The organism is Poriferisphaera corsica (assembly GCF_007747445.1).
GTDB lineage: Bacteria > Planctomycetota > Phycisphaerae > Phycisphaerales > Phycisphaeraceae > Poriferisphaera > Poriferisphaera corsica.
This window is the reverse complement of record NZ_CP036425.1, coordinates 1100035-1122359: the sequence shown is the minus strand read 5'-3', so window position 1 is coordinate 1122359 and position 22325 is coordinate 1100035. Positions and strand designations below refer to the sequence as shown.

Genomic DNA, 22325 nt, shown 5'->3' with positions numbered 1-22325 from the left:
GGACGCCACCGCCGAATCAGGAGCGGGGTGCCAGTATAACGGATGGGATGTGGATGGTCATATTTGAGGGGAAGGGAGGAATCAGGGCGAGGAGAGCTGATTATCGAGTTGATTGAGTTTGAGGGCGGCGTCTGGAGAAATCTGGTCGCCGAGAAGATCGCGGAGTTTGTCGAGAATGAGCTGGGCTTCTTCGTAACGCTGGGCATCAATGTAGTATTTAGCTTGGGTCGTAAAGAGATTGACGATGGGGTCGTCGGTAGGGGCGATGCCACGAAGCTTGATGAGCTTGAAGAGATCTCGGGCGATGTCGAAAGCAGATTCGATGGCATCACGCTGGAGTTGAGTTTTGATGAAGCCACGGTAGAAGCGGCTGCGATGAGGCATGAGGAGATCGGATATGTTTTGGTTGATGTATTGATAGTCACCAATCGCCCCGGCTACGTTACTGGCCTTGAGCCAAATCTCTGCACGGTCAAGGCGCAACAACATCATTTCGGATTTGAATTGATCATGTTGCTGGTGCGCTTCGAGCGAGGCGGTGATCATGGATTCGGCGAGGACGGCGGCTTCTGGATTGACGTGCTCGATGTTGAGGATGCCCTCAGTAATCGTTAGGACGGTATCAGGTGAGACGCGGCCGGCCATGGCGGATAGTGCCCTGCCCCACGCTTCACGGTTTTGCTGCTGTTCGGGTGGATATTTGGCAAGTTCAAAAAGTGTGAAAGGATCGTTACCGCGTTGAGTTGCGGCACCAATAACGATCGGTTGAATGATGAGATCGGAGACACGGTCGGCCAATATTTTAAGTGAGCGATCAGAGTCTGCCCAGGCTTGTGCGGCGGCTTGGCGCAATGCGGGGTCTTCGTGATCGATGAGCTCGGCAATGGTGTTCCAATCGTTGTCACGTCCAACTTTACCTAACAGACGAATAGACTGAGGTGAGATGCCGTTGGGATGTTTGAACATTTGGCGAACGTAGACTGCAGCTTGTGCGGCTTGAGTTTCACTTAAGAGAGAATGCTCGGATGCGGCGGCGAGCATACCGGCAGCGGTGTGCTGAAGTGCTGGGTTTTCAAGGAGATTGAGCGCGGTCTCAACCGCATTAGCTTGGGGCATGTTGGTCAGGAGGAGGAGGTCGGCGTTGATAACGCTTTGAGAGATTTCTTGCTTGTTTTGTAGTCTATTGGCAATCATTTTTGCGGCGGGTTGATCAAGCAGATCGTTAAGACGGAGCGCAGCGAGCTGACGGATGTTGGCATTGCTATCGGTGAGCCGATCACGCAAGGCGGTGAGGAGATTTTCGTCAAAGGGTTGGCGATCGAGGATACGTTCAAGGACTAGCTCCATGGCAAGTTGCCGAACCGGACGAAGATGGGTGAGCATGTATGCGAGGATTTTAGGGCGATCGGATTCGCTGGAGTTGCGGTAGCTGGAGCGACCAAGGGCAAAGAGGTATTGGGTGGTTTCTTCGAGTTCGAGACGTTGGCGTGCGTTTTGACGTGTGGTGTTGTTGATGAGTGATGCGTACCAGCGGTCTTTGGACCATGTACGTGCGAGTTCCCACCAGCTAAGCCATTTGGCGCGGTCCTGGCCTCGGGTGTTGTCGCCAGCAAGAAGAGCAAGCGCGACGTAAGTATCAGCACGGATGGCGTCAGGCTGCTCGGGAGCGGTTAGATTGATGAGCGCTTGGGCTGCGATGCGTGAGTGCATACGCGAGAGGACGAGGATGGCTGCTTGCCGATGCTCAATTTGCGACTTGTCGTTGTTGGCAAGGCGGATGATGTTGGTGCGAATGGCGTCGTCATTGTTATATCGGCTGATCGCCTCGGCGGCGCGGAAGCGTAGATTGCCTTCGGCGCGGAGAAGCAGACCTCGCAGGCTGTCGTATAGCGAGGTCGGCGGCGTGGATGGGGAAAGGATAATGGCTTGAAGGACGGCATCGGTGGCTTGCGGATCGCTGTTTGAAACGATGGATTTATTGAGCAGGCTGATGGATTCGGTGGAGCCGAGCGCTAGAAGATAATCGGCGGCTTCGCGTCGCTGATCAGTGGGATTTTTTTCATCGCTGAGCTGAATGTATTTGGCTTGGGATTCGGACTTGACCGGGGTGATATCAAGGATGGCATCGGGGAGCATGCCGGTGGGGGCGGCAGAACAGCCCCAAAGCAAGCATGAGAAAAGGGTAACTGAGAGCCAATGGCGACAGCGAACCCCAAAAACAGGGTTATGGTGAGACTGTTGATTTCGACCACGATGCGAATATAGACCCATGCGTGCCCATTCCATTGGCTTAAGTGCGTTGTTCAGGAGTTAATCTGCGTACTGTATTGGATATACGTTTAACAGATCGGAAAGTTTTAACAAGGTTCATTCATAAGGCTGGTAATTTTTTTGGCTTAAGCAGAAATTCAGATAACAGATTTCGCAGGGGAGAATCGCGTGATTATCCTTCCTTTTGATAGGCAGGACGTGGTAAAATAGTCGATAGATCAGTATAGAGGATCGGCAAGTATGACAGGTTCGGCGGGTTGATAGCTGATCAACAGGAAAGTCGCGGCTTATGAACGACTGGTTTGATGCTGAACAACATGCGGAAAGAGCTCACCGATTTGCTGAGGCAGGTCAATGGGAGCAGGCTTATGATGCGCTGAATTTAGCGCTGAGTCAGAATCCACACAAACCGGAATGGCACTATGGTTTGGGGCTGACATTGGATGCGATGGAGCGGTACGAGGAGGCAATCGTCAGCTATCAGCGGGCGGTGGATCTGGATGCGCAAGACATCGGTGCACGGATGTGCGTCGCGGTGAACCATATTCGGATTGGAAAACCTCATCGGGCGATCAAACTGTTAGAAGAAATTGAAGCGTTACAACCGGGCACTGAGGCGACATACTGCCAACGCATTGCAGCCTATACACAGTTAGGGGATCACGAAAAAGCGGAAGAGATGTTTTATTTGGCTAGGCAGATCGAGGAGGAATGCCCGATCTGTTATGACTTTCTCGCGCAGTCACTGTCCTATCGTTCGGAATTCAAGCGGGCGATCTGGTGCTGGCAACAAACACTTCGTCTAGATCCATCCTATCCAAGTGTTAGAGGGAATCTGGCTCGGATCCATATGCGTATGGGAAATCAAGAACGAGCGAGGCGGTTGTTTTTAAGACAACTGCGCGTCGAGCCGGGCGATTTGGATACGCTGCTGCAGTTGGCTTATCTGTTGATTGATATGGGCTACGATGCGGAGGGTGCTGAAAAATTGCGACAGGCGCTTGAGCTTGATCCAGCGTTGCCCGAGGCGCATGCGGAGCTTGGGCAATTAGCATTGCAGCGAGGACATGTAGATGCGGCGGAACGGCGGTTCAAAAGAGCGAAGCGGCTAGACCCGCAAAGGCCGGGAATCAATTTGGGGCTGTCGATCATAGCGCACAAGCGTGGGCAACTAGATGAAGCAAGAAGGCTGCTGATCAAGGAATTGGATGCGCTGGGGCAATCGGTTGAGCAGCTGCTGGATATGACGAGATTGTTTATCGAGTTGGATTTGCCTGAGGAGGCGTTGGATGCGTTGATTACGCTGGAAAACAGCACAGGAGCGTATGTCATTAGCGATGAGAATCAACTAGCCCATGCGTATTTATATGGCGGAATTGCTCGGCTAAAGATTGGTGATATTGAGATGGGGGTTGCGGCGTTAAAGCATTGTTTGCAATTGCGGCCTGAGAATGCGCAGGCGCTACGGAATATGGTGTTGGCTTATATTCAGATGCGTGATATGACACGGGCAAGAGCGTGGCTACGCCGACTGAAGCAGGCTGCGCCACATGCTGACGATTACGCTCCGCTGGCTCACCGCCTACGACATCTGACACTGCTCGAATGGTGGGGGATGTTTCAAGCTAAATTCAGAAAGACATAAATCGGTTTATTTTTCTGCGTTGTGCTATCGCATACACTAATTCAGATATTCCGGCTCAAAAACCAACCCCACAGCTCAAATACTTCTGCTAACTGAATCGATTTTGATTCTGCTTGCTCACATAGTAATGCGACTGATCCACTCTTCATGACCTTCAATTTAACAAGCAACACTGCTGAAACCGAGCGCCGAAACGCATTCTCAAACCACACCGATGTCGCACAAATCCCTGGTTTACAAGTCAACAAGCTGCGGTGGGATTATTTTCAAACTTACTGAAGCTGACTGCAGTAACTACGCATATTAAAATAGCCTCATTATCGAAATACCATCAGTATTCTCTAATCAGAATTTACTAACAAGAAAGCCTTCTGAATTTTTTGAGGGCTTGCACGTTTATCGATTAACTTTAGAGATTCTATTTTTGGCTGCGACGGAGAAAAGTAATCGCGGCCAGTGAAAGAAAGGTAATGGTTGCAGGTTCTGGGATGACCATGGATTCATCAGTATCATGAGCGAGATGATCCAGGTAGACCGTGCTATTCTGCTCGCCATAGAGAAGGATTGAATCGATCGAAAAAGTAGCATTATCGATTTCACCATTGCCAACAAAATTTTCCCAGTTGCTGTTGTCATCAAGCTGCCACTCGTAGTAATGCCATTGGCCGTCCGCAATCAGATCTTGCTTGATTGATTTTTCCAGGTCAGAACCTTCGTCGATCGCGATGGCTATTTGCTGATCAGCGTCATTGGTTTTGGCCCAAATACCGAGGAAGCCATCGGCTGCATACTTTGTGTTATTTGGTGCGGCGCCACCACCAGAGAGGAACCGGCAGAAAAAGCCGGAATCATCATTGTTCTTATTCAGTTCTAATTTAACTGAAGCGTGCCCAATGGCGGCGCTGTCGGTTGTAATTAGATAATTGGAGGAGCCTGAAAGGTTAATGTTTGATCCGGAGAGAGTAAGCGCCGAATTAAAATTGCCTTGGTTGTTATGCTCGAAGTTTGCGATTTCGGTATAGGTGTTATCAACGTTGGCATGAACACCCATATTTGCGCCGACGGCCCGATATTTGTCTGAAGGTGTATTGACGTAATGCGCGGTTCCGTTGTCCATCGTCAGTTGAGTGGAACCACCGCCATCAAGATTGATGGCCCAAGTTGCACCGAAGTTTTTCATGAGTGTGCCAAGGTGCGAAAGGCGTACGCCGTAGGATGAGGAACTGCGACCATCGACAGCCATCACGATGAGCTTGTTATCCACTTCGTTGTAACCGATTGATGTACGAGGATGAATACCAGAGTTTGGGTCACCGATTACGTTGCCGTTGTGTAGGATAACCGCGGAACCTGTAACTGCATTATGGTAGTCGAAAATATTCTTGCCATTTTCCGTCACAAGTTCAACATTATTGTCGGAGGTGATATTGATGGCTGGCCAAACGGTGAAGGGGAATTCGGTCCCCCATGGAGAGATGAGATCGCCATCGGAGGCAAGAATACCGTGATTATTATTGCCGCCGTCTGTTTGTGTATAGAAATAGGAGGTATTGAATGCAATTTCAGTGTTAGAGGCTTTCATGAAGTTGAGCGTGGTCTGCCGATTCGTTTCGCCGAGCGCGGATCCGTTGGAAGGCGTAGAAGTTAATGAGATACCATTGGCGTCCATATCAATTTCAAAGACATCAACAGATAGATGACTGGTGTGCCAACCGAGTATGGGATGCACATCTTTTTCACGAAGCTTATTGTAGGTAACGCCTTCGAAAGGGTTGCTTGTTTCCCAAGCAAAAGATGTTGAAGTGATCGCTAATAATGCAACAACAGCAACAAGGCTAGTTGATAAGTGCTGGCATCTCATCTTACATACTCCTGATATCTATGATGATGGTGAGTGAACATGGGATAACACAACGAGGCAAAACGTTGGGCTGATGGAATTGGATTGTCGGGCTGCGTTTGTAGGAGCAAATTGTGTGCAGATCACGTTGCGCTTATTAATTGTTATATAAATCTACAGGATAGAAATAGAATAACAACAAAATAATTCAACCATTGAAGTAAAAAATTATCAAACAAACGATCAACACTTAATGAAGCACTACATTTTGGATGAGGCGAACATATCCAATCAGCTCATACAAACAACAACTGCCTTTCACGTTTTCAGGAGTATGGTAGAGAGGCCATTAGTAATGAGTTGTTAATGGCTATTGTGATAATGAGCACATCGCTGCATCTTTTTTATGAGGATTCAGATTAAGTGGCAATATTTTTACTGGTGCATGTTCTTGAATCAGGTACCAACGTTATCGCAATTTCATCAATTCCTAACACGTTAGTACCCCATTATTGCGCATCACTCTCTCCCACAGCACTTAATACGAGTGTAAAATGTCATGTAGGGCCTGTAACGCAGGGAAACTGGCTAGATTGGCGAAATACTGGGAACTCGCCCATTGCCGCGATACCGGTTAAAATCCCCTCACTATGATCGATATCAAAGAATTTCGCAGTAATCCGGACAAATTCCGCAAAGCCGCCGCTGATAAGCATATTGGCGTGGATGTTGACGCGCTGATCAAACTTGACGATGAATATCGCGAGCTTTTCTCCAAGCAGCAGTTGCTGACCGCTGAGAAAAATCAGATCGGCAAGCAGATCGGCCAAATTGCAGGCCGCCTCAAAAAAGCCTCCGATGATGAAAAAGCAGACCTTCAAAAACAAATGAAGGACCTCCAAGCTCGTCCATCCGAAATTAAGAAAGAAGAGCAGCAACTCACCGAACGCATCCAAGCCATCGAGCCTGAGCGTAAAGACTTGCTCCTCCGTGTACCGCAGCCACAAGCTGACGACGTTCCGCTTGGCAAAGATGATGCTGAGAACGTTGAACTCCGCAAAGTTGGCGAGATCCCAACCTTCGACTTCGAGCCAAAAGATCACGTCGCTCTTGGCGCTGACCTCGGCATGATCGACGTCGAACGCGGCGTCAAAATCGCGGGCTCACGTTCATACTATCTCACCGGTGCAGGCGCTCTACTTCACCAAGCCATCCTTCGCATGTCTTACGACATGATGGTTTTCGAGAAAGGCTTCACCCCGCAAAACGTGCCACTGCTCGTTCGTGAACACGCAATGGAAGGTACCGGCTACCTCCCGATGGGCCGCGATCAGGCATACGAAATGAAAGAGGAAGACCCAACCGCTTTCCTCGTAGGCACGTCCGAAGTTTCGCTCACCGCTTATCACATGGACGAGATGGTGGATCGTAAAGATTTGCCGCTCAAGACCGTTGCGATGTCCACCTGTTTCCGTCGCGAAGCCGGTACCTACGGCAAGGACACCCACGGCCTCTACCGTATCCACCAATTCGACAAAGTCGAACAAGTCGTCATCTGCGAAAACGATGAGGAAACCTCCAAAAAATTCCACGACGAAATCCTTCAGAACTCTGAAGAAATCCTCCAACGGCTCGGCCTCCCATACCGTGTCGTCTACGTCTGCTCAGGCGACCTCGGCATGGGCCAAGTTGCTAAGTACGACATCGAAACATGGATGCCTTCACGCGAGTCCTACGGCGAAACCCACTCCGCATCACGCTTCTACGATTTTCAAGCCCGCCGTCTCAACCTTCGTTACCGCGATGAAGAGGGCAAAGTTCAAATTTGCCACACCCTCAACAACACCGTGATCGCTTCGCCACGTATCTTGATCCCTGTGATGGAGATGTACCAAAATGAAGACGGATCGATCACCGTCCCCGAATGCTTGAGGCCTTACATGGGCGGCATGACCAAGATTGAAAAGAAAAGCTGATCGACTGCCTCCAGAGCGACTAACCACGAAATAGAAAAAAAACTAAGCATAAAAAAACTGCCTAATAATAGGCAGTTTTTTTAATTGATAATATTTACAACACCATCACGCACGCTTACGCCGCATGACCATTAATCCTGCCAAACCCATCAACGCAAGGCTGGCCGGCTCAGGAACCACCACCGACACCAACATCGAATCACTGACGGATACGCCTGCCCGATCGGTCACCGTCACGGTAATTTCGTAGTCATCGCTATCGCCAAAAATTGCGAGCAATTGTTTTTGATCCAAGATTACAGAAGCATCTTCACCAAGCAATTGACCTGCGTAGGTAAATTCCACGTCATGCGACTCGAAGCCGGGCGTCATGAAATTAAACATCGCGTTCAGATCCACATCACTAAACTCAACGCCAAGCGCCAAGCCTTCATCTGTATTCACCGCGGTAAACGCATCAATGATCGGGTCCGCATTTTGATACGAGATCGTCGCAGTATCACTTGCCTCACTCCAAACACCAAATGAATCCTTCACGTCGAGCGTGATATCAACGGAATCTGTCGTGCTTTGGAAATCAACATCGAACGTGCCGAGTTGCGGGTTAACGCCACTGTACTCATTGCCACCCATCGTCCACTGGTATTCGTCAACATAAAGGACTGGATCTGGATCGGGGCTGTTTGAGCCAGAACCATCTAGGCTGAGAAAAAAGTCGCTAGCAGTCCATACGTAATCGCCACCTGCATCCGCGATTGGCTTCGGCTTGTTGAGATTCGTGATATTAAGCTGGCCGTAGTTCCAGAAGCCCGAAACGAGAACCGGCTTGAGGGTCGTGGTGCCATCAGAGTTACGTTCTTTGACCTCCCATGTGAAACCAGATTGCTCAAGGCGATACGCTTTACCTGAAGAGTTGAAGTCGAGTTGTGCAAACAGGCCCTCAAATTTCCAAGTTGAGCCAGTCACACCGAATTGGAGCGTCGCGGAATTCTGCTGATCTTTGAAAGCGATATGGCTGTCGGTCAGCGCCAGATTGCCCATATTCAGATTAAAATTGAAGCCGGGCTGCGTGAAGTAGTCGCCAATGAGGATGACGCTCTTGTTATTGCTTGCCACGTTGTCGAAAATTTCATCGCTGTTGAACTGGACTGTGCCGGAGATGGCTGTGCTATTGCCCATCCCAAACCAGCTACCGGGCGAATCCGCCCAGAATGAGCCACCTGCAAACGAACCCTCCACGATATCAGCTTGCACTGGTGTCGCGATCGATATCGCAATAGCACAGCTACAAACACTGCATACTTGTTTTAGCATGATCTCTCTCTTTGTAATGATGTTGTTCTCGCGTCTCTCTCGTGATAGGTCAACTTAGGAGCATACTTCGTCAATTGACCCTTAATGGGATTAAAACTACCACACCGCGTCATACCCATCAAATCATTTAGCAGACAAATCATACTATTTGCGACAGAAACACGGTCATAGCAATTGTAAGATTTGTAGCTGTAACACAACCTACATATGTCCATTGATTGTCCGTATATGGCATAAACCTATTTTCGACAGCGAATTAGAAATCGAGTCATTATTATCGCAGAAGATAATAAACCACAATTAGTCTTGTTTGAGTATTCAAAATCTGCCATATCGGCACGGCTTACGCAAAACGCTATATTCGACGTAAACCATTTAAGTATATACACTTAAGCCAAGCAATTTGACGTAAAGGCGGGCTTCTGCTACACTGGCTGGACTATGCCAACGACTACTGCCTCGAAGAATAAATCGTCGCGCGCGGCATCCACCAGCTCAAGCGCTTCTAAAAATCCCAATAACGTCAAAGTCCTCCCAGCATCACAGATTACGAACTATACAACTGCCCTGCGTTGGCTCTACGACCACGTAGATTATGAACGCATGCGTCTGATCAACTACAACGAAGACACTTTTAAGCTTGAACGTATGCGCAAGCTGTTGGACCTTTTGGGCAATCCGCATGAAATGCTGCAATGCGTCCAAGTAGCGGGTACCAAGGGCAAAGGCTCGACCTGTGCGATGCTTGCCTCAATGCTTCAAAACTGTGGCTACACCGTTGGCCTCTACTCCTCACCCCATCTGATTGATCTTCGCGAGCGAATCACAATTGACGGGAATATGGTTTCCTATCCGGACTGTGCCGATATTTTCAAGCGTATTGCATCGGTCGAGAAGGCATTAGGCAAAGACCTGCCAACGTTCTTTGAAATCATGACCGCTGCCGCATTGTGCTACTTCGCGGATGAATGCGTTGACATTGTTGTTTTGGAGACAGGGCTCGGCGGCCGACTGGACTGCACGACTGTTTGCGACACACTTGTCACAGGTATCACGCAGATTTCCAAGGATCACACAAACCTACTTGGAAACAAGCTGACAGATATTGCCAAAGAAAAAGCGGGTACATTCAAACAAAGTATCCCAGCAGTCTCTGTGCCTCAATCTGAGGAAGTGACCGATGTTTTAAAGCAATGCGCAGAAGAAAATAGTACACCGCTTCAGTTTACGGGCGAAGATATTGACTTTTCGTTTCGTTTCGAGGCTAACCGCGAGTTAGGCCCTCATACACGTGTTTGCGTGACAACGGAAACATCTAAATTCGAACACCTGCCAGTTCCACTTCAGGGCGAGCATCAGTCTCTCAACTGCGGCCTCGCGTTGGCGATGATCGATAAACTGAAAAATCACGGTTTCAATCTTCCTGAGGAAAAGGTCATTGAAGGCCTTGCAAAAACCAAACTCCCGGGACGTATGGAACTTGTTCACCCCATGCCGCGTGTGATTATTGATGGCGCACACAATGCTGCTTCAATTAAAGCACTCATCAAAGCACTCGGGGCACATATTGCCTATGACTCGTTGGTACTAGTCTTCGGCTGCGGCCAAGATAAAGACATCAACGGGATGCTACAGGAAGTCGCTCTTGGCGCGGACAAAGTCATTTTCACACGAGCCAAACACAATCCACGTGCTGTTGATGCAGAAGACCTGATGTCAGACTTTACAGAGATGTCTGGTAAGATGGCTCAATGTGCTCCAAAGCTTGAAGATGCACTTCGACTTGCCTCTCGTGCAGTATCACGTGAAGACATTATCGTCGTTGCCGGTTCTTTCTATCTGGCTGGTGAAGCACGCAAGTTCTTCCTTGATCTGGCTGGCAAGAAAAACAAAAAGTAGATTAACACTTTACACAAAACCCAAAACGCTCAGAAGTGACTGAGCGTTTTTTCTTACCTCCGGGCTGATGATATTTGACAACCCTACAACAATGCGATTCACTAGTTCATCCAGGACTACTTAAATTCGCAATAACAACAATGTAATCCGCTCATGGCTAAGATCACAAAAGCAAATCAGCAACTCGCAGCAGCACACAATCGTGCGCTTGCCATCAAGCTACTCCAACACCACAACCAGCTGTCCAGACGGCAGCTTGCACAGATGATCGGCCTCCAGAATTCCACGTTGTCGTATATTGTTAGAGAGCTTCTCGAAAAAAATATTCTCATTTCCACCGGCAAGAGAGAATCAAAAACAGTCGGGCAAAAACAAGTACTCCTTGAAATCAACCCCAAATTAGGCTGGTGCGCAGGCATCTCCATTTTTTCGGGTAATGTCTCGATCATCTACTACGATGCGGCAGGCAACCAACTCGCAAAGAAATCAATCGCGATCCCCAATGATTTCGATAATCTCGCTCAACAGTTGCGACAAACAATCAATCTGTTCCTCGCTGAGTTTGATGCGCCTCCAGGACAATTTCTCGGTATGGGTATTGGCGTCCCAGGCATTGTTCAACCTGAAACTGGCGTCATCTGCACATCCTCAGATCTGAAGCTCACAGACTACCCACTCAAGCACAAATTACAGCGTGAGTTTGCGGATACGCCAATCTCTATCCTGCACGACGCAGATGCCGCTGCGATTGCAGAAAAAACCGCAGGCTCGGCACGTGACCTGCACTCTTTCATCTATCTTATGATTAGTATCATTAAAAAGGGTGCTGGATTTTCATTTGCAGGCTACGGCTCTTCAATCCATCTTGACGGCCAACATCAAGCTGGATTTCACCACGCAGCAGGCGAAATCGATCACCGCCTTTACCCGCAGTATGATGAAATTCTCACCAAAGAGCAGCTCGATCTTTTAGCTGATCCTGATGCAAAGCTTGGCCCTACACTGCTTGAGTACGCGAAACAATTACTAACCTCTCTTGCGATCATCACGAATTTACTTGACCCGCAAGCATATGTTTTGGGTACCAACTTCCCACTCAAAAACAGGCAGTTTCTAGCATACCTTTATGACAATTTGCCAAACCAGTTAATCCAGTTTCCTGACCGCTCAATTCAGATCCATTACGCCAAGCTAGGCGAAGAAGCGGTATGCCACGGCGCCGCCCTTGCTGCACTCGAACAAGCATTGATCAAACGCGCAGCCGAGGACTTCACCAATAACGACAACCCAATTACTCAGCTCATTATCTAAATCATCCTTGGCAGCATTACCTCAGATATGATTGGCACGATCGCAAATCGTAATCGTCAATCACACCCAACAGCTAACCCGCCACACCCTTGCCTCAGGCCATAAAACCCCTAAAATCCTCTGATGCTTCAAGTTGGCAACGTACAACTACCCTCAAATGCTTTTTTAGCGCCTGTCGCGGGATATTTTGACCTTGCGTATAGGCTTGTTGTCCGATCCGTCCCGGGCTACAAAGGCCACGCAGCAGTTGGCCTAACTTGCACGGACTTGCTTTGCCCTCAGGCACTTTTATCCGAAAATGAAAAATCTCTCTGGCTGGCCGCCACTTCTCCCGATGACAAACCAGTTTGCATGCAGCTATACGGCGCCAATGCCGAAATTATGGCCGAGGCCGCACAATGGTCTGAAGCCCATGGCGCAACGATGATCGACATCAACATGGGTTGCCCCGTCGATAAAGTCACGAAACGAAACGGCGGCTCCAAACTGCTCTGCGATCCATGCAATACCATCAAGATGGCTGAGGCAATCGTCAAATCAGTCAATATCCCAGTAACCGCAAAGATACGGCTAGGCTGGGACGACAGTTCATTAATTCATACCACGCTGCCCACACAACTCGCCGATGTCGGCATCGCCATGATTACTGTTCATGGCCGGACCACGGAACAACGCTTCAAACCATCGGTTAGAATCCCGTTGATCGCAGAGACGGTTGCCGCGTTGAAGTCTAATCATAGCATTCCTGTTATTGGAAATGGCGACATCAAAATACCTCAAGATGCTAAGCGCATGATAGATGAAACAGGATGCGATGGCATCATGGTTGCTCGCGGCGCAATGGGCCAACCATGGTTATTCCGCGACATTGTTTACCATCTTGAGACAGGCAAACTGCCGCGCCCCTACCCTCGCATTGAACGCATGAAGTGTGTCATACGACACTTTGAGAATATGCTCACGATGCGTGATGAACGTATCGCAACCAACACGATCCGAGTCCGCATGTCGCGTTACTCGCCTCACCTTCAACCGTGGCCGAATCTCAAGCGTGATATTCAATACGTTAAAACAGCAAGCGAAATGCGTGACTTCTTAAACGCTGGACTCGAACGCATCAGCCAAGAAGACGGCATCACTGACCCGTCTTTTGAACTCGCAACATAGCGGATTCATCCATCCCCACAAACGTTCTGAAATTATTACGGAGCAAACGCTCTGCATCATTTCTGATGTGCTCTTCCGTAACGATCCAACCGGCTCGACTTAGATCTTCATATTTTTCCGTTAGAACTTTCGACAAAACTTGCCTCGAATGATCCCATTTATAGACAAGTTGATCGAGAATACGAGCATCGGAATGCTGTGGGCTAAATGAAGTACCGAGCAGTTCAATCCTCTCCCGCGTCATCTCTTCAATAATCGATGGATTATTCAAGAACCACCAACATCCAAATGGCAAGAGATTACCAAATTTCCTCGCCGCGATGCATAGTTCATGTTGGCTTTCACGGCTTAAGAGTGTAGCCATGAATTTATTCTCAGGGAACCGTAACGCAAGATTCGTCAGTGAAGAAATATCCGCCTTACCGCACATATCGCCTGCATCACCGAGTCTTGGATTCACCCCACGAACAGACCCGATCATTAATGCCCAAGCGAGATTGCGTTCAGCCAACACCGGCATGAGCGCATGCTCGATAATCAACTCACACTCTGTCGGTTCCGAACCATCTGGCACGAAACGAAACTCCGGTCCAAACGAGGTGGCCACATATATCGCTTCTGTACGGTCAAGCCAATCATTTAAGAAACGCCTAATCTCAGCAAGTGTGTCAGGTGTTACTGGCTCAGATACCGCGTATTCGAGTTCCACTAAATCTTGACATACACTCGGCCAATCATTCAGCAACTTATCGATACGCAACACCGGACTAAATCGTGAATCACGCTTCAACGCTTCAGCATCTGACAGCCACAACTTACGTTCAGCCGCATCAAACACTTCGTTCGTCATAACAATGTGATCAACACCTGCCACGGACATAACACGATCGATATATGAATCAACATCCTGCTCACTAAACCATTGTCGAATGGGATCAAGCGATTGCGTATTCGGGTCTAAACCGAGTTTTGTAAGTGTCGTAATCACACCACGACAAGCCTCGGAAAGTGGTGTTCGTTTGATGAAAAGCTCATCCCAAATCAAATTCGCTTGCTCAATCTTCGACAGACCATAAAACTGATCTGGCGTAATCTGATCTGCTCCTACGACCCGAAATAACTCTGCAATCAGATAGTGATACGTCACCAATTCATCAACACCCCAAAGCAATAGGCCTGCCCCCTGAGTTTTTTCAATACTCAATTTATAGCCAAACGCGGGAGCAAAACAATGGGTGTGCAGATCCGTAACCCGCTGTTGAGAGATGATGGTACGAACAGTTTGTGCGAGATTTGTGGTTTGCATGTTTTACCTTGGCCTGAGAATCAAGATCGAATTAGTCAAACAACAATTGACATTCACAACTCTACATTATGCACCGACATTTCATTTATAGGCAATTTTTACAAGATACCCGTGAATTATTTTTGATATCTGTGAATCGCATGATCGAAATTATCAAATTACAGATCGGCTCAAGCAAAACAAGCTAGGCAATTACACAGCAATACAACTCGGTTTACCACAGATCCCAAACCCTCAAATTCACCCGCATCGCTATTCACGCTAAAATGCACGGACTATGAGTAATGACACCGCAATCGAATCACGTAACCTCTTTGACGTCCTCAAAGAGCGAGGCCTTTTCGCGCAAACCACTGACGAGAATATTCGTGATATCCTCGCGAAGCCCGTCACCGCCTATAGCGGTTTCGACCCGACCGCTGATTCGCTGCACATCGGTTCACTCGTCCCCATCATGGGTCTCGCCCACATGCAACGCTGCGGCCATCGCCCCCTCGTCCTCGTCGGCGGCGCAACTGGCCTCGTCGGTGACCCCTCCGGCAAAACCGAAACCCGCAAAATGCTCACCATTGATGAAGTCAACCACAACGCTAACTGCATCGCCAAGCAGATCGGCCGTGTCGTCCGTTTCGACGATTCGCCCACCGGTGCGAAGCTCGTCAACAACGCTGATTGGATCAAAAACCTCACATGGATTGATCTACTCCGTGAAGTTGGCTCACGCGTCTCCGTCAACCGTATGCTCTCAATGGAGTCCGTCAAAGGCCGCATGTCCGGCGAAGGCGACGGTATCACCTACCTCGAATTTTCATACATGATTATGCAAGCCTATGACTTCGCGTACCTCAACCAAAAAGAAGGCTGCACCATTCAAATTGCCGGGCAGGATCAATGGGGCAATATCGTTATGGGCATCGAGCTTGGCCGCAAAATGCACGACGCCTCACTCTTCGGCTTGACCTTCCCACTGATCACCAAATCCGACGGCGGCAAGTTCGGTAAATCCGAAGCAGGCAACGTTTGGCTCGATGCAAACCGCACTTCACCCTTCGAGTTCTACCAGTTCTGGCGTAACGTCGCAGACGCCGACCTCAAACGCTTCTTCGGCTTCTTCACCTTCCTACCCATGGATGAAATCAATCAGCTTACAGATTGCGAAGGGGCTGCCCTCAACCCCGCAAAAGAACGCCTTGCCTACGAAGTCACAAAGCTCATCCACGGCGAAGATGAAGCGACAGCAGCACAAGAATCCGCACAAAAAGCATTCAGCGCCGCTGCCGACGTCACAGGCGACTCAATTCCAAATTCCGACTTGCCTAACAGCGAGTTAGATAACGGGCTGGATGTCCGCGATCTGCTCTGCAAGGCAGGCTTCACCAAATCAAAAGGTGAAGCAAAAAAACTTATCATAAACGGCGGCGTTCGTTTGCATGATGAAAAGATCAGTGATTTTCTGATGAAGGTCACTGATGAGCACGTGAAAGACGGATACATATTGCTTCGTGCTGGCAAAAAACGTATGCACCGATTTGATATCTCGAACTAAGTGTTGGCTTTGCCAACGATCGACTTCGATTAATTCTGAATAATCATCCAAGCCGCAACAAAAGTTGCGGCTTTATACGTGTATCCCCGATATTAGACACGCCCATCTACTGCTAAACTGGCAACTTGAAAGTGAGGTTGAGTATGAATCAACGAACGCTCAAAAGCGTATCAATCATCATCATGTTGGCGTTAACAGCTCTTCTCGGATTGTCCGGTTGTGCTTATGACCCTACGTTTGCTTCAATCAGCCACGACGACATTGGTTGGGAACAGCACACATCCATGCCCGTTGGAGTCATCGCGGCGGCAGGAAGCTACTCAAGTAAAAATGATGCTTATGTTGTATCAGGCGGCATCAAAGCGAACGGTGACGAAGCGACACAAATTTCTATCTACAAACCCAATGACGACACATGGCATAAAGGCAGCAAACTGCATATACCCCGTTTTATGCATCAACAAATCGAACTACCCGATGGCCGCATACTAATCATCGGTGGCCGCCAATTCGGAAAAGGACAATACGAACCACTCCGCTCATGTGAAATCATTTCAAATGACTATAACAAAACCGTTGTTGGCGATAGCCTCCCAATCACTATGGCTGTCCCGACTGCCCATGCATTAAATGACGGCAATATCCTCGCAATCAGCAACGACTACGCTGCCATCTACAACTCAAAAACCAACACATGGGAAAAAGAGCTCATCCGACTTTGTGAAGACCGCATCGCTCATACTTCTGTCCAACTCAACACGAAGCAAATTCTTGTCATCGGAGGTGAGAGCAAACGAACAATGGAACTCATCGATATGGATTCTAAACGTTCTAGATTGCTAGGCGTTCGACTACCTCGCGCACTCGATGACGCCCAAGCCATGTATATCGGCAATGGAAAAGTTTGGCTTATCGGTGGACAAGACGGCAAGACCGGCGAAACAGTTAAAGAAACCCACCTCATCCACGTCGGGCAAACCAGTGATGACGACAAGATTGAGAGAGGGCCACGTCTACCACACACGCGAGGTGTCGCAGACCATTTACTGATCCAAACTCAAGATAGCAATGGAAATCCAATCGCAGTCATGGTGGGAGGCGAATCACAGTTCAAAGGCAGCGATCTTGAACTTCGCGAAGCCTACCTACTTCTCAGCAATGGCTTGCGTATCTATCCCCTACCACGATCCATGGTCGCGCACGATGATGCTGTGGGATTCACGCGCAATGGCCGCATCTACGTTCTCGGTGGACAAGTCACGGGGGATGCCGGTGGATATGCGTTTCTTAATATGCCCAGACCTGTAAAAACCGTCGAATCACTCAAAATCCCCGATATCATCAAAAGATCAGAAATAACCAGCATTGTCGAATAACCACAAATATTGCCTGAAATAAGCATAGCGGTCGTACGATTGATAAAATACATTCCCCTTAAGGGAATAGCCGATGTTGGTATCGGTTATATGGCAAACCAATATCGTTACGATCTACACACGCATCACGAGCAGATGCTCATACACGATCTGTCGCCGCGGCGGGCATTGCGACTGATCATTTAAGAAACAGGCAAACGCGTGGCAACAAAATCACATGTCCGAAAATTCTTCTTCCGTGGCCTCGGCATCCTCTTGCCAACCATTTTAACCGCTTGGCTCTTGTACTACGCATACTCCTTCGTTGAGCAGCGTATCGCAGACCCCATCAACGATGGCATCCGCTCGCTCATCGTCACCTTCTCGGATTGGCCCGAAGCCACATCCGACGATTACAACAGCGAAATCGTGCTCGATTATCTCGATACATCCAAATTAAAAAACCGCTGGGCCAACAAACGCCTTGAGCTTGCTCAAACCTACAAAAATCAGCAGCAGGAACTCTCGCCCGCCGTTGAGAAAGTTCTCTATGAACAGTGGACCAAAGAGCAACCAGACATCGTCATTCTTGCCAGAGAAAACGCGATTGGCAGATGGTGGAATACCATCAAAATTGGCCGCTTCAATGTCCTCAATCTCATCGGCCTCGTCGTCGCCGTTATTATCATCTACTTCATCGGCGTTGTCCTCTCCGGCTTCATCGGCCGCCGTCTATACTCGAAGGGTGAGCAATTCATCGACCGCGTGCCCATCATCCGACGCATCTACCCCAGTGTTAAGCAAGTCACCGACTTCTTCTTTAGCGAAGATCAAGACCCAAAATCCAGATTCAGCCGCGTTGTTGCAGTCGAATACCCACGCAAAGGCCTATGGTCCGTCGGCCTCGTCACCGGCTCAACCATGCTCACAATCGAACAACGTGCCGGCCAAAAATGCCTCACCGTCTTCATTCCATCTTCCCCAACACCTTTCACAGGTTACGTCATAACGATTGCGGAAAATGACACGATTGATCTGGATATAACGATCGAAGACGCACTCAAATTCGCCGTCTCCCTCGGCGTATTGGTACCACCGTCACAAGACTCACTTAAAAACACGCAATCTTTTGATACTAACAAACTTGATGTACCGAACGACGATGAAATCGACGATAAATCCACTACAAAATAGTTGATGATACCTGCCCTCAATGCATATATAATTTCAAATGGGCCGGGATCCATGACATCAATTTCTCACCTAGATGACAGGAGATGAATATGGAAGTGACTGTCAGCGGCAAGCACATCGAAGTTACTGAAGCGATCAGAGAGTATGCCAGTGAAAAGGCAAAACGAGCCGCCAGATATTTCAACGGCGTAACCTCGATGGACGTCATCATCGACAAAACAGACAGTCATACCTACGGTTGTGAGCTTATTGCCCACATCAACGGACATGACAACTTCGTCGCGACCGGCGCACACGATGATCTCTATGCCTGCATCGATGAAACTTCATCCAAAATCGAGCGCCAGATCCACGACCACAAAGAAAAAATCAAGAATCACAAGCACCACTAAGTGCTGTACGATATGATTGATAATCATGACCACTGTCCGGACTCAAACTCACTGAGTACGCCGGAACGTGGATTGGAAGCCGCCTCGCGGGGCTGCTTCACTGTAAATCGAATAATGTGATAAAAGGGCTGCACGACATGTCAGCCCTTTTTGTGCGTTTTATGTTATGATAATGCATCATTATCGCCTGGTTTACGATCGTGTCGCTGTTAAACGCGACCCATCTGAGTGTGTTCAGGGCGGGATCCCTCCTCAGGGTATGCAGCATGCCGAACCCAACTCGGCCTAAGCTGTAACAGTCCAATGGTCTCCAAGCTTGGAACCGGACCACCTGATTTGAAACCCAAGACCAATCAGCCGCAGTGTAAACATACACACGGCAAGATAACACCTGTAATCATTTGCTTTTTTTGAGGTTATAGAATGAAACTACTCGACTTCGTCTGCACCAACGCTCTGATTTCAGATCTCCAGGCCACAGAACGCGATGCCGCTATCAATGAAGTTTTGGACAAACTTGTTGAAACAGGCACCGTCCCCGCAGACCTGAAAGACGAACTGGTCAGCATGATTATCGAACGCGAAAATCATGGCTCAACAGGTTTTGGCAAAGGGGTCGCCGTACCGCACGTCAAACATGAACGCATCACAAAAATGCAGGCCGCAGTCGGTGTCAGTCAAAAAGGTGTCGATTTCAACGCCCTTGATAAACAACCCGTCTACTCCATCTTCATGCTCCTTAGCCCCAAAGATAGCCCTGATGAACACCTCCAGGCAATGGAAAACATCTTTTCTAACCTCCAAAAAGATCAGTTCCGACGTTTTCTTCGCCAATCAACCAGTGCCGACGAAATCAAAGATCTGCTCAATGAAGCCGATACTCAGCAACTCCCAGGTTAACGTCCCAAACATTGATTCATCTCCGGAAGCAACCATGTGGACTGAGAATGGATCCACTGTAATCTGACGTTACGTGGTAAATTACCTATAATAAGGTATCACTTGGAGCGAGTGAAACGCATCATTCGCGACTAAAACTATACCCACACAACGACCACCAAGCCTTGAAATGAGCCGATGGAGCCAACGATGGCCAAAACGACCGTAACAATCACGAATTCGCTCGGGATGCACGCGCGTCCTGCAATGGCGTTCGTTGATACGGCCACCGGCTACAACAGTTCCATCAAAGTTGTAAAAGACGGTCAAGAAGTCGACGGCAAATCAATCATGCACCTCATGATGCTCGCCGCAACCAAAGGCACCCAACTCGATATCATCGCAGATGGTGACGACGCTGACGCAGCCGTAGCCGGCCTTAAAGACCTCGTCGATCGCAAGTTCGATGAAGAGTGAATCGCCTAACCCCCATATACAATCAACTAATTACTAAGCTGAACACGCAACAATGTTCAGCTTTTTGACATCTAATACCAACCATTTCATGTTTCCAATCTTCCTGCCTTGCAATCAGTCGACGTTGCCTGCGTACACATCACTAAAACCCAAAATTTCGTTGACTTGTATTTGAGGTTGCATAAAATTGAGCAACTGTTGCCCTTCAAGCATCCGGAGCACCTCATGACCGATACTCTGATCCGAGAAGTAAACCACATTCAGCTTTCATGCTCGATGAAATCGGTCGTCGATGCCTGGCAAATTGCCATCAAGGATCTGAAATCAAATATCAAATCATACCAAACCAAAGATATGCCCAACCCCAAACCCTGTATTATGGCAGGAAATGATTACAGTTCCCCATGGACTCGTGACGCCGCCATCAACAGCATATTCAGCTGCTCACTTCTTCTACCACAAATCGCAAAAAACACGCTCCTGTCCGTCCTTACCAAACACAATGACAATACCATCATCAGTGGCGAATACTGGGACAAAATCATCTGGATCTGGGGCGCATGGGATCATTGGCTCCACACCCGCGACAATAACTTCCTCCGAAAAGCATACGAAGCTGGAGTCAACACCATCCGCCAGCTCGAAGAGCAGGAGATGGACACTACAGATGATCTTTTCTTCGGCCCCGGTTGGGATGGCTGCTCCGGATACCCCGATCCGTACGCAACAGCAACAGGTGGAATCTACGATTGGAAAAACTTTAATCCTGATAAATGCCGTAACCTCGGCGAAGGGTTCCCAATCAAAACCTTCTCTACAAACTGTATCTACGCTCAAGCATACAGTTGCCTTCATCAAATTAAACACACCATAAGAATCAACGATCACCATCATTGGCAAGTAAAAGAAAACCGCCTGATCAAAGCAATTAACAAGCATTTTTGGTGCGAGGATAAAGGCTATTACCGTTACTTATGCGACCCCATCGGCTACACAGAAGAATCCGAAGCACTCGGGCAAAGCTACGCGATCATCTTCAAAATCGCGGACGATAGGCAGCGTAATCTCGTCTTCAAAAATCAACCCATCAGCAACGCTGGCATCCCCTCAATCTACCCCGACTACAAACGCTATCAAGCATATCCCAAGCCACTAAAATACCTTGAAAAATTCAACCATCCTAATCAACTCATAGACATTGACGAACCAGACGCGCGAGCCGTCGGCCGCCACTGCGCCGTTTGGCCTTTCATACAAGGTTTCTGGGCACTTGCAGCATGCTTACATAAACAACATGATCTCTTCGATTTTGAATTCAACAATTTACTCAATCACGCCATCCGCGATCAACAATTCGCTGAAATCTACCATCCAGATACTACCGAAATGTATGGCGGTCTCCAAGAGATCAGCGAGCAAGACGGTATTGTCCTAACAAAATCATGCACCCATCAAACATGGTCAGCCACAGCCTACATGAATATGGTCCTCCACTGCATCCTTGGAATCCGTGCAAGTGATACAGGCATGAGATTTCATCCACACCTCCCCAAAGGCATTGATGAAATGAGCTTAATTAATCTGAAATGGCACAACTGGACAATCGACTTAACAATACGTCGCGCAACTCCCCTCGAACCTAGCATCACCATTACCGGCAACGATGAAGCTGCTGATCTCGGCATGATCCCCATTTCCGGTACAGGCCACGTTAAAGTGGCCATCACTCTCTAAATTACCACCACAAACACAT

General features: G+C 48.5%; 16 protein-coding genes. 12 read left to right on the top strand and 4 right to left on the bottom strand.

What is annotated here, in order from left to right:
* Nucleotides 1-81 precede the first annotated feature (81 nt).
* Nucleotides 82-2271, bottom strand: coding sequence for a HEAT repeat domain-containing protein (locus KS4_RS04500; RefSeq protein WP_145075204.1), 2190 nt, complete (start codon nt 2269-2271; stop codon nt 82-84).
* Between the two features lie 289 nt (nt 2272-2560).
* Between KS4_RS04500 and KS4_RS04495 the strand changes: the two genes are divergently transcribed.
* Nucleotides 2561-3916: a tetratricopeptide repeat protein gene (locus KS4_RS04495; RefSeq protein ID WP_145075201.1), complete on the top strand. Its 1356-nt coding sequence runs from the start codon at nt 2561-2563 to the stop codon at nt 3914-3916.
* A 418-nt stretch (nt 3917-4334) separates the two neighbouring features.
* Here the strand turns inward: KS4_RS04495 and KS4_RS04490 are convergent, their stop codons facing one another.
* Nucleotides 4335-5777 carry a phosphodiester glycosidase family protein gene (locus tag KS4_RS04490; RefSeq protein ID WP_145075198.1) on the bottom strand — a complete coding sequence of 481 codons (1443 nt, stop codon included), beginning with the start codon at nt 5775-5777 and terminating at the stop codon, nt 4335-4337.
* Between the two features lie 629 nt (nt 5778-6406).
* On the opposite strand from KS4_RS04490, the gene serS reads away from it, so the two are divergent.
* Nucleotides 6407-7732, top strand: coding sequence for a serine--tRNA ligase (gene serS, locus KS4_RS04485; protein ID WP_145075195.1), 1326 nt, complete (start codon nt 6407-6409; stop codon nt 7730-7732).
* 105 nt (nt 7733-7837) lie between these two features.
* Here serS and KS4_RS04480 read toward each other — a convergent pair whose 3' ends face one another.
* Nucleotides 7838-9046: a PEP-CTERM sorting domain-containing protein gene (locus KS4_RS04480; RefSeq protein ID WP_145075192.1), complete on the bottom strand. Its 1209-nt coding sequence runs from the start codon at nt 9044-9046 to the stop codon at nt 7838-7840.
* Between the two features lie 441 nt (nt 9047-9487).
* Here KS4_RS04480 and KS4_RS04475 point away from each other — a divergent pair, with 441 nt between their 5' ends.
* From KS4_RS04475 to dusB, 3 genes are all read left to right on the top strand, one after another.
* Nucleotides 9488-10945: a bifunctional folylpolyglutamate synthase/dihydrofolate synthase gene (locus tag KS4_RS04475; protein ID WP_145075189.1), complete on the top strand. Its 1458-nt coding sequence runs from the start codon at nt 9488-9490 to the stop codon at nt 10943-10945.
* Nucleotides 10946-11098: 153 nt separating this feature from the next.
* Nucleotides 11099-12256 carry an ROK family transcriptional regulator gene (locus KS4_RS04470; RefSeq protein WP_145075186.1) on the top strand — a complete coding sequence of 386 codons (1158 nt, stop codon included), beginning with the start codon at nt 11099-11101 and terminating at the stop codon, nt 12254-12256.
* Nucleotides 12257-12379: 123 nt separating this feature from the next.
* Nucleotides 12380-13423 (top strand): tRNA dihydrouridine synthase DusB, encoded by a 1044-nt coding sequence (gene dusB / locus KS4_RS04465; protein WP_145075183.1) that lies wholly within the window; start codon nt 12380-12382, stop codon nt 13421-13423.
* Here dusB and KS4_RS04460 read toward each other — a convergent pair.
* Nucleotides 13392-14729, bottom strand: a complete 1338-nt coding sequence (locus KS4_RS04460) for a glucuronate isomerase (RefSeq protein WP_145075180.1) — start codon at nt 14727-14729, stop codon at nt 13392-13394. The two genes, dusB and KS4_RS04460, sit on opposite strands and share 32 nt — an antisense overlap.
* Before the next feature lie 277 nt (nt 14730-15006).
* Here KS4_RS04460 and tyrS point away from each other — a divergent pair, with 277 nt between their 5' ends.
* The 7 genes from tyrS to KS4_RS04425 all read left to right on the top strand — a co-directional run bounded on the left by tyrS (nt 15007) and on the right by KS4_RS04425 (nt 22306).
* Nucleotides 15007-16275: a tyrosine--tRNA ligase gene (gene tyrS / locus KS4_RS04455; RefSeq protein ID WP_200761571.1), complete on the top strand. Its 1269-nt coding sequence runs from the start codon at nt 15007-15009 to the stop codon at nt 16273-16275.
* A gap of 143 nt (nt 16276-16418) precedes the next feature.
* On the top strand, nt 16419-17651 hold the full coding sequence (locus KS4_RS04450) for a Kelch repeat-containing protein (protein WP_145075177.1): 1233 nt from the start codon (nt 16419-16421) through the stop codon (nt 17649-17651).
* 201 nt (nt 17652-17852) lie between these two features.
* Nucleotides 17853-18824, top strand: a complete 972-nt coding sequence (locus KS4_RS04445; RefSeq protein ID WP_145075174.1) for a DUF502 domain-containing protein — start codon at nt 17853-17855, stop codon at nt 18822-18824.
* Nucleotides 18825-18913: 89 nt separating this feature from the next.
* Nucleotides 18914-19216, top strand: a complete 303-nt coding sequence (gene hpf / locus KS4_RS04440) for a ribosome hibernation-promoting factor, HPF/YfiA family (RefSeq protein WP_200761570.1) — start codon at nt 18914-18916, stop codon at nt 19214-19216.
* 423 nt (nt 19217-19639) lie between these two features.
* Nucleotides 19640-20116, top strand: a complete 477-nt coding sequence (locus KS4_RS04435; protein WP_145075168.1) for a PTS sugar transporter subunit IIA — start codon at nt 19640-19642, stop codon at nt 20114-20116.
* 189 nt (nt 20117-20305) lie between these two features.
* Nucleotides 20306-20572 (top strand): HPr family phosphocarrier protein, encoded by a 267-nt coding sequence (locus KS4_RS04430; RefSeq protein ID WP_145075165.1) that lies wholly within the window; start codon nt 20306-20308, stop codon nt 20570-20572.
* A gap of 225 nt (nt 20573-20797) precedes the next feature.
* Nucleotides 20798-22306 (top strand): MGH1-like glycoside hydrolase domain-containing protein, encoded by a 1509-nt coding sequence (locus KS4_RS04425; protein WP_145075161.1) that lies wholly within the window; start codon nt 20798-20800, stop codon nt 22304-22306.
* Nucleotides 22307-22325: the final 19 nt, after the last annotated feature.

What these genes read in the sequence shown, in the direction of transcription:
- KS4_RS04500 (WP_145075204.1), bottom strand. Translation starts at nt 2,271, where the DNA reads ATGGGTCTATATTCGCATCGTGGTCGAAATCAACAGTCTCACCATAAC.
- KS4_RS04495 (WP_145075201.1), top strand. Translation starts at nt 2,561, where the DNA reads ATGAACGACTGGTTTGATGCTGAACAACATGCGGAAAGAGCTCACCGA.
- KS4_RS04490 (WP_145075198.1), bottom strand. Translation starts at nt 5,777, where the DNA reads ATGAGATGCCAGCACTTATCAACTAGCCTTGTTGCTGTTGTTGCATTA.
- serS (WP_145075195.1), top strand. Translation starts at nt 6,407, where the DNA reads ATGATCGATATCAAAGAATTTCGCAGTAATCCGGACAAATTCCGCAAA.
- KS4_RS04480 (WP_145075192.1), bottom strand. Translation starts at nt 9,046, where the DNA reads ATGCTAAAACAAGTATGCAGTGTTTGTAGCTGTGCTATTGCGATATCG.
- KS4_RS04475 (WP_145075189.1), top strand. Translation starts at nt 9,488, where the DNA reads ATGCCAACGACTACTGCCTCGAAGAATAAATCGTCGCGCGCGGCATCC.
- KS4_RS04470 (WP_145075186.1), top strand. Translation starts at nt 11,099, where the DNA reads ATGGCTAAGATCACAAAAGCAAATCAGCAACTCGCAGCAGCACACAAT.
- dusB (WP_145075183.1), top strand. Translation starts at nt 12,380, where the DNA reads ATGCTTCAAGTTGGCAACGTACAACTACCCTCAAATGCTTTTTTAGCG.
- KS4_RS04460 (WP_145075180.1), bottom strand. Translation starts at nt 14,729, where the DNA reads ATGCAAACCACAAATCTCGCACAAACTGTTCGTACCATCATCTCTCAA.
- tyrS (WP_200761571.1), top strand. Translation starts at nt 15,007, where the DNA reads ATGAGTAATGACACCGCAATCGAATCACGTAACCTCTTTGACGTCCTC.
- KS4_RS04450 (WP_145075177.1), top strand. Translation starts at nt 16,419, where the DNA reads ATGAATCAACGAACGCTCAAAAGCGTATCAATCATCATCATGTTGGCG.
- hpf (WP_200761570.1), top strand. Translation starts at nt 18,914, where the DNA reads ATGGAAGTGACTGTCAGCGGCAAGCACATCGAAGTTACTGAAGCGATC.
- KS4_RS04435 (WP_145075168.1), top strand. Translation starts at nt 19,640, where the DNA reads ATGAAACTACTCGACTTCGTCTGCACCAACGCTCTGATTTCAGATCTC.
- KS4_RS04430 (WP_145075165.1), top strand. Translation starts at nt 20,306, where the DNA reads ATGGCCAAAACGACCGTAACAATCACGAATTCGCTCGGGATGCACGCG.
- KS4_RS04425 (WP_145075161.1), top strand. Translation starts at nt 20,798, where the DNA reads ATGACCGATACTCTGATCCGAGAAGTAAACCACATTCAGCTTTCATGC.